This window comes from Pseudomonas sp. P7548, assembly GCF_013386585.1.
Lineage (GTDB): Bacteria > Pseudomonadota > Gammaproteobacteria > Pseudomonadales > Pseudomonadaceae > Aquipseudomonas.
This window is the reverse complement of sequence record NZ_JACARO010000054.1, coordinates 64,013-81,077: the sequence shown is the minus strand read 5'-3', so window position 1 is coordinate 81,077 and position 17,065 is coordinate 64,013. Positions and strand designations below refer to the sequence as shown.

At 62.8% G+C, this 17,065-nt stretch carries 15 protein-coding genes; 8 read left to right on the top strand and 7 right to left on the bottom strand.

Annotation, left to right across the window (positions count from 1 at the left end; genetic code table 11):
- Positions 1–25 precede the first annotated feature (25 nt).
- Positions 26–901: a LysR substrate-binding domain-containing protein gene (locus HX803_RS21820; protein ID WP_178923417.1), complete on the top strand. Its 876-nt coding sequence runs from the start codon at positions 26–28 to the stop codon at positions 899–901.
- Here the strand turns inward: HX803_RS21820 and HX803_RS21815 are convergent.
- The 4 genes from HX803_RS21815 to fae all read right to left on the bottom strand — a co-directional run bounded on the left by HX803_RS21815 (position 848) and on the right by fae (position 5,389).
- Positions 848–2,224 (bottom strand): MFS transporter, encoded by a 1,377-nt coding sequence (locus HX803_RS21815; RefSeq protein ID WP_178923415.1) that lies wholly within the window; start codon positions 2,222–2,224, stop codon positions 848–850. The genes HX803_RS21820 and HX803_RS21815 overlap by 54 nt on opposite strands.
- A 177-nt stretch (positions 2,225–2,401) precedes the next feature.
- Positions 2,402–3,835 carry an NAD-dependent succinate-semialdehyde dehydrogenase gene (locus HX803_RS21810; RefSeq protein ID WP_178923413.1) on the bottom strand — a complete coding sequence of 478 codons (1,434 nt, stop codon included), beginning with the start codon at positions 3,833–3,835 and terminating at the stop codon, positions 2,402–2,404.
- Complete coding sequence (locus HX803_RS21805; RefSeq protein ID WP_178923411.1) at positions 3,832–4,866, bottom strand: aldo/keto reductase; 1,035 nt, start codon at positions 4,864–4,866, stop codon at positions 3,832–3,834. The genes HX803_RS21810 and HX803_RS21805 overlap by 4 nt, the downstream gene beginning before the upstream one ends.
- Before the next feature lie 10 nt (positions 4,867–4,876).
- The gene (fae, locus tag HX803_RS21800) at positions 4,877–5,389 is read right to left on the bottom strand and encodes a formaldehyde-activating enzyme (RefSeq protein WP_016974617.1); all 513 of its coding nucleotides are present in this window, start codon (positions 5,387–5,389) and stop codon (positions 4,877–4,879) included.
- Between the two features lie 323 nt (positions 5,390–5,712).
- Here fae and HX803_RS21795 point away from each other — a divergent pair, with 323 nt between their 5' ends.
- Both HX803_RS21795 and HX803_RS21790 read left to right on the top strand, forming a co-directional pair.
- Positions 5,713–6,963 (top strand): ribonucleotide-diphosphate reductase subunit beta, encoded by a 1,251-nt coding sequence (locus HX803_RS21795; protein WP_176997510.1) that lies wholly within the window; start codon positions 5,713–5,715, stop codon positions 6,961–6,963.
- A 152-nt stretch (positions 6,964–7,115) separates the two neighbouring features.
- A complete protein-coding gene (locus HX803_RS21790) occupies positions 7,116–7,604 on the top strand; it encodes a DUF1289 domain-containing protein (RefSeq protein ID WP_178923409.1) in 489 nt (162 codons plus the stop codon).
- A gap of 61 nt (positions 7,605–7,665) precedes the next feature.
- Here HX803_RS21790 and mdeB read toward each other — a convergent pair whose 3' ends face one another.
- Positions 7,666–10,344: an alpha-ketoglutarate dehydrogenase gene (gene mdeB / locus HX803_RS21785; protein WP_178923407.1), complete on the bottom strand. Its 2,679-nt coding sequence runs from the start codon at positions 10,342–10,344 to the stop codon at positions 7,666–7,668.
- A gap of 191 nt (positions 10,345–10,535) precedes the next feature.
- Here mdeB and HX803_RS21780 point away from each other — a divergent pair, with 191 nt between their 5' ends.
- The 3 genes from HX803_RS21780 to HX803_RS21770 all read left to right on the top strand — a co-directional run bounded on the left by HX803_RS21780 (position 10,536) and on the right by HX803_RS21770 (position 13,289).
- Positions 10,536–11,450: a class I SAM-dependent methyltransferase gene (locus HX803_RS21780; protein WP_178923405.1), complete on the top strand. Its 915-nt coding sequence runs from the start codon at positions 10,536–10,538 to the stop codon at positions 11,448–11,450.
- 149 nt (positions 11,451–11,599) lie between these two features.
- Positions 11,600–12,319 (top strand): phosphatidylcholine synthase, encoded by a 720-nt coding sequence (gene pcsA, locus HX803_RS21775; protein ID WP_178923403.1) that lies wholly within the window; start codon positions 11,600–11,602, stop codon positions 12,317–12,319.
- A 190-nt stretch (positions 12,320–12,509) separates the two neighbouring features.
- Positions 12,510–13,289: a TSUP family transporter gene (locus tag HX803_RS21770; protein ID WP_178923401.1), complete on the top strand. Its 780-nt coding sequence runs from the start codon at positions 12,510–12,512 to the stop codon at positions 13,287–13,289.
- Here the strand turns inward: HX803_RS21770 and nudC are convergent.
- On the bottom strand, positions 13,257–14,090 hold the full coding sequence (gene nudC / locus HX803_RS21765) for an NAD(+) diphosphatase (RefSeq protein WP_178923399.1): 834 nt from the start codon (positions 14,088–14,090) through the stop codon (positions 13,257–13,259). The genes HX803_RS21770 and nudC overlap by 33 nt on opposite strands.
- A 5-nt stretch (positions 14,091–14,095) precedes the next feature.
- Complete coding sequence (locus tag HX803_RS21760; RefSeq protein WP_178923397.1) at positions 14,096–14,908, bottom strand: crotonase/enoyl-CoA hydratase family protein; 813 nt, start codon at positions 14,906–14,908, stop codon at positions 14,096–14,098.
- A 192-nt stretch (positions 14,909–15,100) separates the two neighbouring features.
- On the opposite strand from HX803_RS21760, the gene HX803_RS21755 reads away from it, so the two are divergent.
- Both HX803_RS21755 and HX803_RS21750 read left to right on the top strand, forming a co-directional pair.
- The gene (locus HX803_RS21755) at positions 15,101–16,369 is read left to right on the top strand and encodes a chloride channel protein (RefSeq protein ID WP_178923394.1); all 1,269 of its coding nucleotides are present in this window, start codon (positions 15,101–15,103) and stop codon (positions 16,367–16,369) included.
- 62 nt (positions 16,370–16,431) lie between these two features.
- On the top strand, positions 16,432–16,986 hold the full coding sequence (locus HX803_RS21750) for a UPF0149 family protein (RefSeq protein WP_178923392.1): 555 nt from the start codon (positions 16,432–16,434) through the stop codon (positions 16,984–16,986).
- Positions 16,987–17,065 lie beyond the last annotated feature (79 nt).

The window sequence follows — 17,065 nt, the reverse complement described above, 5'->3', positions numbered from 1 at the left end:
AAAAACACTGTGTGGAACCCGAACCATGCGCCACCTGCCCTCCCTCAACATGCTCCGCGTCTTCGAAGAAGTCGCCCGCCACCGCAGCTTCAGCCAGGCGGCCGTGGGCCTCAATGTCACCCAGGGCGCGGTCAGCCGCCAGATCAAGCAACTGGAAGACTACCTTGGCGTCGCCCTCTTCATCCGCACGCCCCAGGGCCTGTCCCTGACCGAAGCCGGCTTCGCCCTTTCCCCGCACCTGAGCGACGCCTTCGACCATATCGAACGCGCCCTGCAAGCCGTGCGTGTGCCCAACCTGCGCCAGCGCCTGCGCATCGTGGCACCGCCGACCTGGGCCACGCGTTGGCTGTCGGCGCACTTGCGCAGGTTTTGTGAGCGTTACCCCGACATCAACCTCAGCGTCACCCACCAGAACAGCCACGCCAGCCTGGCCGAGATCGATTGCCAGATCCGCTTCGGCCTGGAGGCGAACGCCCAGTGCAGCAGTGAGCTGTTGGTGATGGAACGCCACATTGCCGTGGCCAGCCCGGAGCTGTTCACCGGCGACCAGCCGCCCGACCTGCGGCGCTTTGCGCTGCTGCATATCCTGCACGACGGCAAGCGTTTGAAGGTGTGGGAGAACTGGCTGGCGGCCATGGGCCGAGACGACATCGATGCAGAGCAAGGCCTGGAATTCAGCACCCTGGACCAAGTGATCCACACCGCCCTGGCAGGCGGTGGGCTGGCGGTGATCGACCGGCAGATGATCGAACGCGAGTTGGCCAACGGCAGCCTGGTGCCGATCACCCCCGTGGAAGTGATCGGCCCGTATGGCTACTGGCTGGATGTGGCGACGGACAAACAGGGTTTATCCAAGGTTCGCCTGTTTACGCAGTGGCTGGGCCAGGTCAGCAACCCCTGACAACGGCGGTGCCTCGGCCTTGCACGCCTGGTTCAGGGTCAGGGACTTGGTCTCCGGCGCCCAGGCCCAGGAGATGATCGCGCCAAACACCAGGATCGCCGCGAGAATGCCCATGGTCGGGCTCAAGCCGATTCCGGCCACGCTGACGGGCAACAGGAACGTGCTGATTGCCGAACCCAAGCGGCTGACCGCCGTGGCCAGGCCGATGCCGCTGGCGCGCACTTCAGTGGGGAAACTTTCGGCCGGGAACACGCCCACCAGGTTGCTCACCGCAGACAGCACCAACGTGAACACGCCGAAGGTCAGCACCATCAGCCACGCCAGGCTCCCCGGCAATACCGCCAGCAGGAACAACGCCGCCGCGAGGATGATGAACGAGTTGATCAAAAAGCCCCGGCGCGAGAATTTCACCGTGCACCAGATACCGATCAACGCGCCGACAATCAGCAGCAGGTTGAGCAGCAACTCGGTGCCAAAGCCCTGGGACAAGCCCATCTTCTGCAGGATCGACGGCAGGAACGTGTAGATCGCGAAGTACGGCATCACGATGCACACAAAGAACAGGCAGTTGAACGCCGTGCGCTTGCGGTATTCACGGCTGAACAGCACGCCGTAGCCGGAGCGGGTTTGGGCGGCGGGCTCTTCATCCAGCACCACGTGTTCGCCCAGGTGTTTCTTGACGATGGCACGGGCTTCGGCAATGCGCCCACGGTTGACCAGCCAGCGCGGGGATTCCGGGGTGCCGATTCGCGCAATCAGGATCAAGCCGGCCGGGATCGCCGAAGACGCCAACATCCAGCGCCAGGCATCGTCGCCCAGGCTGAGCATTGCAGTGCCGACAAAGGTGGCCGCCACGTAGCCGAAGGTCCAGATCACACTGAACGAACCGAGCAATACGCCGCGATGTTTCTTCGGCGAGAACTCGGCGAGCATCGCGTGGCCGACACTGAAGTCACCGCCCAGGCCAATGCCGATCAGGATGCGGCACAGTAACAGGCCCATGGCGGTTTCGACGTAGAACTGCATCACCGAGGCCACGGTAATCAGCACAAAGCTGACCAGGAAGATTTTCTGCCGGCCGAGGGTGTCGGAAATCCAGCCGAAAAACAGGCTGCCCAGGAACAGGCCGATCAGGGCCGAAGCGCCGATCAAGCCTTGCCAGAACGCGTCCAGTTGCATCTGTGGGCTGAGCAGGGTGAAGGCGATGCCGATCAGGCCGAGGATATAGCCGTCGGTGAAATGCGCGCCAAAGGTGAGGCCGGCGATTTTCAGGTGAAAACGGCCGATGGGCAGGTCGTCGATTTTGACGGGTTGAGCAGTCATGGGTGTTCTCCATATTGTTTTTCTTGACGGAGTAACAACAGACAAGCCCCACTCCAAATGTGGGAGCGGGCTTGCCCGCGATAGCGGTACATCAGTTATGGAGGTGGTGGCTGACTGACCGCTATCGCAGGCAAGCCAGCTCCCACAGGGGTTTAGTGTTGTTTGGACGCGGGAGGCTTAGAGGCCGCCCATCAGCAGGTATTTGATCTCCAGGTAATCCTCCAGGCCGTACTTGGAACCTTCACGGCCCAGACCCGACTCCTTGATGCCGCCAAACGGTGCGACTTCGGTGGAGATGATCCCTTCGTTGATGCCGACCATGCCGGCTTCCAGGCCTTCGGCCATGCGCCACACACGGCCGATGTCGCGGCTGTAGAAGTAGGCGGACAAGCCAAACGGCGTGTCGTTGGCGCGTGCCAGCACCTCGGCTTCATCCTTGAAGCGGAAGCACGCCGCCACCGGGCCAAAGGTTTCTTCCTGGGCGATCAGCATGTCGCCGCTGGCTTCAGTAAGGATGGTCGGTTCGAAGAACGTACCGCCGAGCGCATGGCGACGGCCACCGCACAGCAGCGTGGCGCCCTTCTCCAACGCGTCGCCGACATGGGCTTCGACCTTGGCCAACGCCGCGGCGTTGATCAGCGGGCCTTGCTCGGTTTCACCGTCCAGGGCGCTGCCGACACGCATGGCGCTGACCGCTTCGGCCAGTTTGCGGGTGAACGCGTCGTACACGCCGTCCTGGATAAAGAAGCGGTTCACGCACACACAGGTCTGCCCGGTGTTGCGGAACTTGGAGGCCATGGCGCCTTTGACGGCGGCCTCCAGATCGGCGTCGTCGAACACGATGAACGGGGCATTGCCGCCCAGTTCCAGCGAGACTTTTTTCAGGGTATCCGCCGCCTGGCGCATCAGCAGCTTGCCAGTGCGGGTGGAGCCGGTGAACGACAGCTTGCGCACCACGCTGGACGCCTGCAGCGCACCGCCGATGGCCACGGCATCGCCGGAGACGATGTTGAACACACCGGCCGGAATGCCCGCCTGTTCGGCCAGTACCGCCAGGGCAAATGCCGACAGCGGGGTTTCTTCCGACGGTTTGAGGATCATGGTGCAACCGGCGGCCAGCGCCGGCCCGACCTTGCGGGTGACCATAGCCAGGGGGAAGTTCCACGGGGTGATTGCCGCGACCACACCGATGGCTTCCTTGACCACGATAATGCGCGCGTCGGCCTTGTGGCTCGGGATCACGTCACCGTAGGCACGCTTGGCTTCTTCGCCAAACCACTCCAGGAAGCTGGCGGCGTAGACCACTTCGCCCATGGCTTCGGCCAAGGGTTTGCCCTGTTCCAGGCTGAGCAGCTGCGCCAGGTCTTTCTGGTTGGCCAGCATCAGCTCGCTCCAACGCTTGAGGCGCTGGCTGCGCTCCTTGGCGGTGAGCGTGCGCCAGGCCGGCAACGCGCGGTTGGCAGCGTCGATGGCCAAGTCGGTTTCCTCGGCGGCGGCGCGCTGCACATCAACGATCAGCGCGCCATTGGCCGGGTTGAGCACCGGGTAAGTCGGGCCACCGCTGGACCATTGGCCATCGATGTAGTTACCCGTACGGATCAGCGGATTCATGCCACGGCCTCGATCAAGTTGAAACGGTCCAGGCCCGGACGGGCCTCACGCAGGATGCGCTTGCCGGCGGTGTAGTCGTTGATCACATCGCACGGGGTGTAGTTGCGTTCCAGCTCGTGGAGTTCTTCGGCGTCCAGTTGGGTGTCCAGGGCCGCCAGCGCGCTGTCGAATTGCTCGGTGGTGTCGGCGCCCACCAGCATCACGTCGACACCCGGGTGGTTGGCGACCCAGGCCTGGGCGATCTGGGCGTTGGACACGCCGCGGGCACGGGCCACGCGTTGCACCGAGTGAGCGATGTCGAACGACGCCTGGTCGGCGTACATCTGCTGGGTGAAGAAGTCGGTCTGGTTGCGGGTGGACTGCACTTCACCGGTGAGCAAGCCCCGGGCCAGCGGGCTGAACACCGAGACGCCCAGGCCCTGGTCGCGGCAGAACGGGATCATCTCGCGCTCTTCTTCGCGGTAGGCGCAGTTCAGTTGCAGCTGCATGTTGATCGGCTTGACCCAACCGTTGCGCTCGCAGGCCATGAGGATCTTGGCCAGTTGGCCGGTGAGCATGGTGGACACGCCGATGTAGCGGGCCTTGCCGGAACGCACGATGTCGTTGAGGGCACACAGGGTTTCTTCGACGGGGGTGTTCACGTCGAAGTAATGCAGCATGAACACGTCGACATAATCCATGCCCAGGCGGCTCAGGGACAGGTCGATGCTGTCCATGATGTGCTTGCGCGAATGGCCGCTGGCGTTGATGCCGCTGCGGGTGCCGTAGCCGACTTTGGTGGTGACCACGATGTCGTCGCGGCGTGCCACGCGCTTGAGGATGCGCCCGACGACTTCTTCGCCGACACCGGCGGAGTAGAAGTCGGCCAGGTCGATGAAGTTGACGCCGTTGGCCAGGGCGTGGGCGACGATGGGCTCACTTTGCTTTTCTTCGAAGATCCACGGTTTCCAGTCTGGGGTGCCCATGTTCATGGTGCCCAGGCACAGGCGCGAGACTTGCAGGCCGGAGTTGCCCAGTCGAGTGTATTGCATGGGATTCTCCTCAGGCCTTAGGCGTGTAGAACGGGTTGCTGATGTGATTGACCACGTCCGCCAGTTGCGCGGTGTACGGCGTGCCGGTCAGGGCGGCGCGGATCGCGGTGCGGCAGGCGTTGTAGTTGTTCAGGTAGACGGCGTCCAGGTCGTCGCAGCCCGGGTTGACCCAGTTGGCCGTGACAATGGCCCACTCGTCTTCGGCTTCGGGCGGCAAGGTGCCGTCGAGCAAGGCTTCCAGCACGGCCTTGGCGATACCGGCCTGGGACGCGCCCCAGGTGGCGTTGCCGTGCAAGTCGCTGCTGATTTCGGCCTTGTTGACGTAGAGGGTCATGGGCTTGACCGGGATGTTCGGCTGGGCGATCACCATGAACGGGCAGTGGCCTTGGCTGGGGGACGCGAGGCTGTTGGCAAACGCCTGGCCAGCCGGGCCGTTGCGCGGGCCGATGAGGATGTTGATGTGGGCAGCATTGACGCCTGGGCCTTCGAAGCCTTCGCCGATGTACAGATCAAGTGCTTTCATTTTCGCAAACGCTCGTTGTTGTTATGGGGAGCTTGTTGGCGAATTTTTAGCACCGGGGGTCAAAACGGCCGTAACCATTAAAAGTCATGGGGCTGTGACTTTTACTCATACCCCCTGCGACGATCGATGCCGTCTTGTGCGTTGACCATCGGTGTTACACCCCATATAGTGTGCCCACAAACAAAACAGACCACTACATAGTGTGCAGCATCGGTATTTACCGACCACACTATTGGCAGTATTTCAATGCCTTGAAGCCTGCAAATCGCACATTTATGGACGGGTTCACACACCGTCAGAACAGACCAGGAAGGAGTATTTCGATGCTGAGTTGGGATGAAGTCGACAACGAAGACACCGGTGCAGCGGTGATCAAGGGCGCCAACGCCGGCCACGCCACCGAAGCCAACATGGACCGCCTCGACGGTGCCGGCGCCGCCGCCGCCATCGAAGCCCGCGCCGTCACCGCCAGTGACTCCGCCGCCATCAAGCGCGCCAAGGCCGCCCTCGACAGCCTCGACGTCGCCGAAGGCCTCGCCGAACTCGAAGGCGCCTCCGCCCGCGTCGCCGTTGACGAAAAGCGCATGATCAACTGCCGCGCCGACCTCAACCAACTCGTACCCTTCAAGTACGACTGGGCCTGGCAAAAGTACCTCGACGGCTGCGCCAACCACTGGATGCCGCAAGAGGTCAACATGACCGCCGACATCGCCCTGTGGAAAAACCCCGAAGGCCTGACCGACGACGAACGCCGCATCGTCATGCGCAACCTCGGCTTCTTCTCCACCGCCGACTCGTTGGTAGCGAACAACCTGGTGCTGGCCGTGTACCGCCTGATCACCAACCCGGAGTGCCGCCAGTACATCCTGCGCCAGGCCTTCGAAGAAGCGATCCACACCCACGCCTACCAGTACTGCATCGAATCCCTGGCCATGGATGAAGGCGAAATCTTCAACATGTACCACGAGATTCCATCGGTCGCCAAAAAGGCAGCCTGGGGCCTCAAGTACACCCGCTCGATCTCCGATCCGAAGTTCGAAACCGGCACCGTCGACACCGACAAAGAACTGCTGCGCAACCTGGTCGCCTACTACTGCGTCCTGGAAGGCATCTTCTTCTACTGCGGCTTCACCCAGATCCTCTCCATGGGCCGCCGCAACAAAATGACCGGCGTGGCCGAGCAGTTCCAGTACATCCTGCGCGACGAGTCGATGCACCTGAACTTCGGTATCGACGTGATCAACCAGATCAAAATCGAAAACCCGCATTTGTGGGATGCCGAGATGAAAGAAGAAGCGACCCAGATGATCCTGCAGGGGACTCAGCTGGAGATTGAATATGCGCGTGACACCATGCCTCGTGGGGTGCTGGGCATGAACGCGGCGATGATGGAGGATTACCTCAAGTTTATTGCTAACCGTCGTTTGTCGCAGATTGGCTTGAAGGAAGAGTACCCAGGGACCACCAACCCGTTCCCGTGGATGAGCGAGATCATGGACCTGAAGAAAGAGAAGAACTTCTTCGAGACCCGCGTGATCGAGTACCAGACTGGCGGCGCGCTGAGCTGGGACTAATCATCGACGCGGATCCAGAATGTGGGAGCGGGCTTGCTCGCGAAGGCTATATGTCAATCGATGCATCCGGTGACTGACACACCGCTTTCGCGAGCACGCCCGCTCCCACATTGGGACTGCGGTGCTCTCTAGATTTTGCAAGCAAGCCATTTATGCCCAATCAAACCATCAAAACCCCCTGCGTCGGCCTGTGCTCCACCGTTTACGGGGACCTGGTCTGCCGGGGCTGCAAGCGTTATCACCATGAGGTGATCCAGTGGAACGGCTATAACGCCGAGGAAAAGCAGGCGGTGTGGTTGCGCCTGGAGCAGTTGCTGGTGCAGGTCATGGCCAGCAAACTGGAAGTGTTCGACGCGCACCTGCTGCGCCAGCAGCTGGAAAGCCGCAAGATCCGCTTTGTGCCGCATCAGTCGCCATATTGTTGGGCCTACCAGTTGATTGCCCGGGGTGCGCGGGTGATTTCCAAGCTGGAGGCCTACGGCTTGGCATTGTTGCCGGAGTTTCGCGAGCGGCACCTGGCGGATTTGCGCGATGCGATTGACCGGGAGTTTTTCCTGTTGTCCGAGGCGCATTACGAACGCTATATCGCCCCAGGTTTCCTCAAGGACGCCTTCGGCCCTGCCCTGATTGCCACCTTCTAAGTCACACCACAAAACCCATGTGGGAGCTGGCAAGCCAGCTCCCACAGTTGATCTCTGCTGCTCAGAAGGTCCAGGACGGGTCACGCTCGGCCTGCAAGCCGTACCGTTCAATCGCCTCTTGGCACACCCTCGCGTCTAAGCTCCCCTGCTCTACCAACGCCGTCAGTGCCGCCAGCACGAGGTGATGGCGGTCCACCTCGAAGAAATCCCGCAACGCCGCCCGTGTGTCACTGCGGCCAAAACCGTCCGTGCCGAGTACGGTGTAACGGGAGTCCATGTACGAGCCAATCATCTGCGGCACCGCCCGCACGTAGTCCGACACCGCGATCACCGGCGCGCCCTGGGGCAGGCACGCGTTCACATGACTCACCCGCGCCGCGTCCTGCGGATGCAGCCGATTCCAGCGCTCCACCTCCCGCGCATCCCGTGCCAATTCGCTGAAGCTGGTCACGCTGAACACTTCGCTGCTCACCTGCCAATCCTCCGCCAGCAGCTGCGCCGCTGCCTGAGCCTCGCGCACCAGCGTGCCAGAGCCGAGCAGGCGCACCTGGGCGTCGGCGGCGCCTTCCAGGCGATACATACCCTTGATGATCGCGGCCTCCACGCCGTCCGGCAGGCTCGGCTGCGGGTAGTTTTCGTTCATTAGGGTCACGTAGTAGAACTCATCCACATCGTGCTCCAGCATCTGGCGCATGCCGTGGTCGAGGATCACCGCGAACTCACCGGCAAACGCCGGGTCGTAGGCCCGGCAGTTCGGCACCGTCGCCGCCATGAGGTGGCTGCTGCCGTCCTGGTGCTGCAAACCTTCGCCGCCCAAGGTGGTGCGCCCGGCCGTGGCGCCCAGCAGAAACCCGCGAGCGCGCTGGTCGGCGGCGGCCCAGATCAGGTCGCCGACCCGCTGGAAGCCGAACATCGAGTAATAGATGTAGAACGGCAACATGCGCAGGCCATGCACCGAATAGCTGGTGGCCGCCGCGACCCAGGAACTGATGGCGCTGGCTTCGCTGATGCCTTCTTCGAGGATCTGCCCGTCGGTGGCCTCGCGGTAGCTGAGGATCGAGCCGATGTCTTCCGGCTCGTAGCGCTGGCCCACGCTGGAATAGATGCCGATCTGCTTGAACAGGTTGGCCATGCCGAAAGTGCGTGCTTCATCCGCCACGATCGGCACGATGCGCGGGCCCAGGGCCTTGTCCTTGAGCAAGTTAGTGAGCATGCGCACAAAGGCCATGGTGGTGGACATTTCCTTGCCGTCGGCCGCCGTGGCGAATCCGGCGTATCCCGTTATCGACGGCACCGCGACTGTTGCGGCCACCTGGCTGCGGCTGGGCACATAGCCGCCCAACGCATTGCGCCGTTGGTGCAGGTAACGCGCTTCCAGGCTGTCGTCAGCTGGCTTGAAGAAGCTCAAGGATTCGGTCTGTTCATCGCTCAGCGGCAACTGGAAGCGATTGCGGAAGGCGATCAGCGCGTCGCGGTCGAGTTTTTTCTGCTGGTGGGTGGTCATCTTGCCCTGCCCGGCCTCGCCCATGCCGAAGCCCTTCTTGGTCTGGGCCAGGATCACCGTGGGCTTGCCCTTGACCCGGCGTGCCGCGTGGTAAGCCGCGTGAATCTTGACCATGTCATGGCCGCCGCGCTTGAGGCGGTCGATCTGCTCGTCGCTCATGCCTGCCACCAGCGCCTTCAGGGACTCGCTTTGGCCAAAGAAGTGCTCGCGGTTGTAGGCGCCGTCTTTGGCCGCAAAGGTCTGGAATTGCCCGTCGACGGTATCTGACAGGGTGTTGACCAGCGAGCCGTCGATATCCTGGGCGAACAAGGCGTCCCAGTCCGAGCCCCAGACCAGTTTGATCACGTTCCACCCGGCGCCGGCGAACAAGGCTTCCAGTTCGTCGATGATCCGCCCGTTGCCGCGTACCGGGCCGTCGAGGCGCTGCAGGTTGCAGTTGACCACCCAGGTCAGGTTGTCCAGGCCTTCGCGGGCGGCCAGGGTCAGGGCCGACATGCTTTCTGGCTCGTCCATCTCGCCGTCGCCGAACACGCCCCACACATGGCGGTCGGTGGTGTCCTGCAAGCTGCGATGTTGCAAGTAGCGCATGAAGCGCGCCTGGAATATCGAGCTGATGGGGCCTATGCCCATGGAACCGGTGGGGAACTGCCAGAAGTCAGGCATCAGCCACGGATGAGGGTAACTGGACAGCCCCCGTGCGCCGACCGCAGGGCCACCGATTTCCTGGCGATAGTGGGCCAGGTCGCTCTCGCTGAGGCGCCCCTCCAGAAAGGCACGGGCGTAAATCCCCGGTGCCGAATGCGGCTGGTAGAACACCAGGTCGCCGCCAAAGCCCTCGTTGCGCGCGCGGAAGAAGTGGTTGAAGCCCACTTCGAACAAGTCCGCCGCACTGGCGTAGCTGGCGATATGGCCACCCAGTTCGCCATAGGCCTGGTTGGCGCGCACCACCATGGCCAGGGCGTTCCAGCGCACCAGCGAAGCCAGGCGCTCTTCGGTGGCCAGGTCACCGGGGAATGGCGGTTGCTGTTCGACGCTGATGCTATTGATGTAAGGCGTGCCGTGGCGTGGTTTCCAGTCGATGTGCGGGGCGCTGCCTTCACGGGCCAGCAGGTCGAGGATCTGCCGGGCCCGGGCCGGCCCGGCGTTGGCCACCAGGGACGCCAGGGCGTCGCGCCATTCGTCCAGCTCTACCTGATCCACTGCTGTGTGATTGACTGCACTCGCGAAACCGTTCATGGGCACCTCCGGGCTTTTTTTCCAGTTTATGTCGGTGCCAGAGGATTATTTGCCTGTTATCAGGCGCAGCTCGCAGCTTTTTGAGCATGAATCACTGCCAATCTGCATTTTTCCAGCACGTTGTGCTCAAGCACCCCGAAAGCCTGCAACTGTGTTTAAAATGCCGCCCGCTCAATGACTGACGCTCAACGATGACCCCAGACGCACTCGCCACCCTGCACGCTCACCTCGCCACCGCCCTGGCCACGCCACCGGACGAAACCCGCCGCCTGTTCCACGGCCGTGGCCGTTGCTGGCCGGGCCTGGAACAACTGACCGTGGACTGGTTGCAAGGCGTGGTGCTGGTCTCGTTGTTCAAGGAGCCCGAGGCGCAGCCACTGGAAGACCTGAAACAGCTGCTGCGCACGCAACTGGCCGATCACACCGTGGCCCTGCAACACCGCTACCTGCCGCAAAGCACCACCGAATGGCTGGTGGGCAACCCCGTCGAAGAGCTGATCATCACCGAAGGCGGCCTGCGTTACTTGATCGACCTGGGTAAAAAACAGAATAGCGGGCTGTTCCTCGACATGCGCTACGGGCGCAACTGGGTGCGCGAACAAGCCAAGGGCCAGCGCGTGCTCAACCTGTTTGCCTACACCTGCGGGTTCTCCGTGGCGGCCATCGAAGGTGGCGCCGAGCATGTGGTGAACCTGGACATGGCCCGTGGCGCCTTGAGCCGCGGCCGTGACAATCACCGCCTGAACGGTCATGACCTGAGCCAGGTCAGCTTCCTGGGCCACGACCTGTTCAAGTCCTGGGCCAAAGTCACGCACAACGGCCCTTACGACCTGGTGATCATCGACCCACCGTCCTTTCAGAAAGGCAGTTTCCTGCTGACCAAGGACTACCAGCGTGTGCTGCGCCGCCTGCCGGATTTGCTCACGCCGCAGGGCACGGTTTTGGCGTGTATGAACGACCCGGCCCTGGGCGAAGACTTCCTGATCGACGGCGTGACCCGCGAAGCACCGGGCCTGCGCTTTATCGAACGGCTGCAAAACCCGCCGGAATTTCCTGATATTGACCCGCAAAGTGGCTTGAAGGCCTTGGTGTTCCGCCAGGGCTGATGCCGAATCGTCCTACGCTTGCTACGCTAAGTGATACACCGGGGCGGTGAACCTTATCCCCCCCTTCCCGGTCGATACCTGCATTCCCCGGCCAGACTCGACGGCGTTACGTTGTCGGCTGCCCCGTTTCACCTTTTGGAGAACCGCCCGTGATATCGACCCTGCATGTAGCCAGACTCAAAGCCTGGGGCGCCCACGGCTTCACCGCCACCGGTGTGGTACTGGCCTTTCTGGCCACCCTGGCGCTGCTGGAAAACTCGCCCAAGGCCTGCCTGCTGTGGCTGGGCCTGGCGCTGGTGGTCGATGGCGTCGACGGCTCCCTGGCACGCCGGGTCAACGTCAGCACCGTGTTGCCGAGCTTCGACGGCTCGGTGCTGGACCTGGTGATCGACTACCTGACCTATGTGTTCATCCCGGCGCTGTTCATCTACCGCTATATCGACCTGCCCGACTTCACTCACCTGTTCACGGTGTCGGTGATCCTGGTGTCGTCGCTGTTCTGTTTCTGCAACGTGAACATGAAGAGCAAGGACAACTACTTCGTCGGCTTCCCGGCGGCATGGAACGTGGTGGCGCTGTGCGTGTACATCATCCAGCCGGAGGCCTGGGTGACCTTGCTCACGGTGATCGGCCTGGCCCTGCTGACCGTGACGCCGATGAAGTTCCTTCACCCGTTCCGGGTCAAGCGGTTCATGCCAATCAACATCGCCGTGACCACGATCTGGCTGCTGTGCAGCTTCCTGATGGTGGTGGACTACCCGAACACCAACCCGTGGACGTTTGGGTTGTGGTCGCTGATGTCGGCGTATTTCCTGGGGATTTGCATCTGGCGTACGGCGCTGGAGTGGCTGGAAAAGCGTCACGGTTGATCGCAGTTACCCATGTGGGAGCGGGCTTGCTCGCGAAAGCGGTGTGTCAGTTAATGCATGAGGTGACGGACACACCGTATTCGCGAGCAAGCCCGCTCCCACATGTGGTTCTCGGTACCTCCGGCAGGTAAGATGCAGGCCTTTGGCGCAGCCCCTTCGCTGCGCACCCTGCCAAGAATAAGCCCTGCCCATGCCCTTCGAACTCAGCGTTGACCTCACCACCCTCGCCATCCTGGCGCTTGTCGCCTTTATCGCCGGTTTCATCGACGCCATCGCGGGCGGCGGCGGCCTGCTGACCACGCCGGCCCTGCTCACGGCCGGCATGCCACCGCACCTGGTGCTGGGCACCAACAAGCTCAGCTCCACCTTCGGTTCGGCCACCGCCAGTTTCACCTTCTACCGCCGCAAGCTGTTCCACCCGCGCCAGTGGGTGCATGCCATCGTCGGCACATTGATCGGCGCGTTGAGCGGCGCCGTGGTCGCCCACTACCTGCCCGCCGAAACCCTGAACAAAATGCTCCCGGTGATCGTCTTCGCCTGCGGCGTGTACCTGTTGTTCGGCGGCACGCCCAAGGCGCCGCTGGACGCCGATGCGCCGATCAAGAAGAAATGGCAATCCACCCAGGGTTTCGGCCTCGGCTTCTACGACGGCGTGGCCGGCCCGGGCACCGGGGCGTTCTGGACCGTGAGCACCATGCTGCTGCACCCCATCGACCTGGTGAAGGCCAGCGGTGTGGCGCGCAGCATGAACTTCGTCAGCAACGCGGGCGCGCTGACGGTGTTCATCATCAATGGTTCGGTGGACTGGATCGTCGGCCTGGCGATGGGCGTGTCGGTGATGTGTGGCGCGTTCTTTGGCGCACGCAGCGCAATCAGCGGCGGCGCCAAGTTCATTCGCCCGGTGTTCATCACCGTAGTGCTCGGGCTGACGGTGCGCCTAGCCTGGCAGCACTGGTTCAGCGTGGCCTAAGCGACGGGCCAGGTAGAGGTCGATCAGGTAGCGCGCAATCGAACGTGACGCCGGCAACGGCGGCAGGTCGTGGATGTTGAACCACTGCGCGTCTTCGATCTCGTCGGCCTGGGGCACGATGTCGCCGCCGGCGTATTCGGCATGGAAGCCCAGCATCATCGAGTGCGGGAACGGCCAGCACTGGCTGCCCATGTACTGGATGTTCTTCACCTCCACCTGCACCTCCTCGCGTACCTCACGGATCAGGCAGTCTTCGGCCGACTCCCCTGGCTCGGCAAACCCCGCCAGCGTGCTGTACACCCCCGTCACAAAGCGTGGCGAACGGGCCAGCAGGATCTCGTCGCCACGGGTCACCAGCACGATCATGCTCGGCGAAATCCGCGGGTAGCTGCGCAGGTCACAGGCCGGGCAATGCATCGCGCGCTCGCGGGGCACCTGGACCATGGCTTGGCCGCAACTGCCACAAAAGCGGTGCTCCCGGGCCCAAGTACCGATCTGCGCTGCGTAACCCAACACTTTGTACAACGTGTGGTCGCCTTGCAGCATGAAGGCGCGCAGGCCCTGCCAGCTGCAACCTTCCACCTCGGCGGCGGCGTCCAGCTCCAGCAGGTACACCGGTTCGCCGTCGAGGTGGCCGATGCCGTGCTCGGCAAACACCGCCAAGTCCTGGCGCTTGAGCCATTCCCGGGGGAACAGCGGGCCGTTGGCGTCATGCAAGAAGCCGTCGCGGCTGCGGGCGACGGCCCAGCCGCCAGGGGTGTCGTTGTCCAGAAGTGTTGTGGTAATCCAGCCTGGGGTCATGTCAGTCAATCCACGAATTCGGGTTTCTGCTTACTCATGTGGGCCGCGATGGCCACGCGCAGGTCGTTGGATTGCAACATAGCCGAGTTCCAGGTGGCAACGTATTCCAGACCGTCATTGACTGTATGGTCACGCATGTAGCTGATCATGGCCTTGGTGCCGGCCACGGCAATCGGCGACTTGGCGGCGATTTCATGGGCGATCTCCATCACCCCGGCCAACAGGCTTTCCTGATCGGGATAGACGCGATTGACCAGACCGATGCTGCGCGCTTCCTCGGCACCGAACTGGCGACCGGTATAGGCCAGTTCACGCAGCATACCGTCGCCGATGATGCGCGGCAGGCGTTGCAGGGTGCCGACGTCGGCGGCCATGCCGATGTCGATTTCCTTGATCGAGAACTGCGCGCCCTCGGCGGCGTAGCGCATGTCGCAGGCGCTGATCAGGTCGATCGCACCGCCGATGCAGTAACCCTGCACGGCCGCCAGCACTGGCTTGCGGCAGTTGTCGACGGCATTGAACGAGGCTTGCAGCTCAAGGATTTTGCGGCGCAGCAGGCGTGCGTTGCGGCCCACGTCCTTGCCGAATTCATTGGCCACCGAGGCCAGCATCATCAGGTCGATACCAGAGGAAAAATGCTTGCCGGCCCCGCTGAGCACCACAGCGCGCACGGCGTCGGTGTCTTCGACCCACTGGAAGATATCGATGATTTCGGTCCAGAACGCGGCGTTCATCGCGTTGATCTTTTCCGGGCGGTTGATCTGCACATGGGCAACGTTGCCGGTGAGTTCGACGACGAAAGCTTGGTATTCGGACATGGCAGTGATCCCTGACTGGCGAGTGATAAGGCCCGAACTATACCAAGGGTGCAGGACGGCGCATCGGCCAAAACCGGGACTGGCAAAGGTAATGAAATGTTGTGACGCGGCGCTTCATGCAGCGGCGATACATTTCACCCAAAGCAGGCGATTTATCGGCTATACAATCAGGGCCATTGCCTGGAGTTGTGTATGCCGTCCACGTTTCGTTCATCGCTGATACTGGCCCTGGTGGTTGTGCTGACCGGCATCGGCGCGGGGCTTGGCGGCATGCTCCTGGCGTTGCTGCTGCACGGTATTCAACACCTGGCCTACGGCTACAGCCTCGACAGCCTGGTCAGCCACGAAACCTTCCTGCTCGGCGTGACGGCGGCCGCCCCCGAACGGCGCTTGCTGGTGCTGATGGCGTGTGGCCTGGTGGCCGGGTTGGGCTGGTGGTTGATTTATCGCTACGGACGGCCGCTGGTGAGCATCAAGCAGGCGGTGTCGGAGAAGATGCCGATCATGCCGCCCAAGACCACCCTCGCCCACGCCGTGCTGCAAATCATCACCGTGGCCCTTGGCTCGCCGCTGGGCCGTGAAGTGGCGCCACGGGAAGTCGGGGCCTTGGCCGCCACCTGGTTATCGCAGCGGGCGCGACTCACCCCGCCCATGCATCGCCTGATCGTCGCCTGCGGCGCCGGCGCGGGCCTGGCGGCGGTGTACAACGTGCCGTTGGGCGGTGCGGTGTTCGTGCTGGAAGTGCTGGTGGGCGTGTTCAGTTGGCCCGCCGCGGTGATTGCCTTGGCGACCTCGGCGATTGCCGCTTCGGTGGCGTGGATCGGGTTGGGTGCCGAATCCCAATACGTGGTGCCGCACTTTGTGCTGAGCCCGCCTTTGATCGCCTGGGCCGTGGTCTGCGGGCCGGTGTTCGGGCTGGCGGCTTACGGTTTCACCCGGCTCACCGGTAGCGCCCGGGCGAATGCTGCACGGGGCTGGCGCTTGCCGGTGTTGTCAGTGATCAACTTCACGGTCATCGGCGTGTTGGCGATGTGGCTGCCGCAAATCCTCGGCAACGGCAAAGGCCCGGCGCAACTGGGGTTCGACAATGAACTGAGCATCGGCCTGGCCGCGTTGCTGTTGCTGGTCAAGGTGCTGATCACCACCAGCAGCCTGCGCGCCGGTGCCGAAGGCGGCCTGTTGACGCCCGGCCTTGCCAACGGCGCACTGCTGGCGATCATCCTCGGCGGCGCCTGGAGCCTGGCGTGGCCGGGCGTACCGTTGGGGGCGTTTGCGATCATCGGCGCGGCGGCTTTTCTGGCGTCCAGCATGAGCATGCCGCTGACGGCGATTGTGCTGGTGGCGGAATTCACCCGTATCGAGCATGACTTCCTGGTGCCCATCATCCTCGCAGTGGTGGGCGCGATGTGCGTGAGCAAGCTGTGCCAGCGCCTGGAAAGTACTGGAAAAAAACCGTCCTAAGTACCATCCTTCGCGCTTTAAGCCGCCCCACCTGCGGCGCTCGACGTTTAAAGGAAATGCCCATGCACGCCCAACCCCTCACCCCGGCCGAATTCGAATTCATCGAAGACACCCTGCTCAAATACGGCGACGACCATTCCGTGCTGAACCTGGCCGAACTCGACGGCTACTTCACCGCCCTGGTGTCCAGCCCGGCCCAGGTGGACGTGGCCGAGTGGTTCCCGGCGATCTGGGGCGGGCAAAACCCCGAGTGGGAAACCATGGACGAAGCACAGCGCTTCCTCGAACTGTGCGTGCGCCACCTCAACACCCTGGCCGAACAACTGGCCACCGATGCCAGCAGCTTCAAGGCCCGCTTCGACGAAACCGACCACCAGGGCCACACCGTGACCCTCGCCGAAGAATGGTGCTTCGGCTACATCCGCGGCGCCGCCATCGGCAACTGGCCGGAACTGCCAGCCCCACAAGCCGCCGAGTTGGAGAAGGTCTCGTGGTGCGCCGAGCAAGACAATTTCGAGCTGCCGGCTGACCTGGATGTACAGGCGCATCAACAACGCGCCAGCGAAATCGAACCCGCAGCACGAGCGCTGCATGATTACTGGTTGGCAAAACGCTAACCGCCTGCGACCGAGGCGCCTGCATCGCAGGCAAGCCGGCTCCTACACAACCGCGTTTGCCTTTGCCTTTGCTCCACAC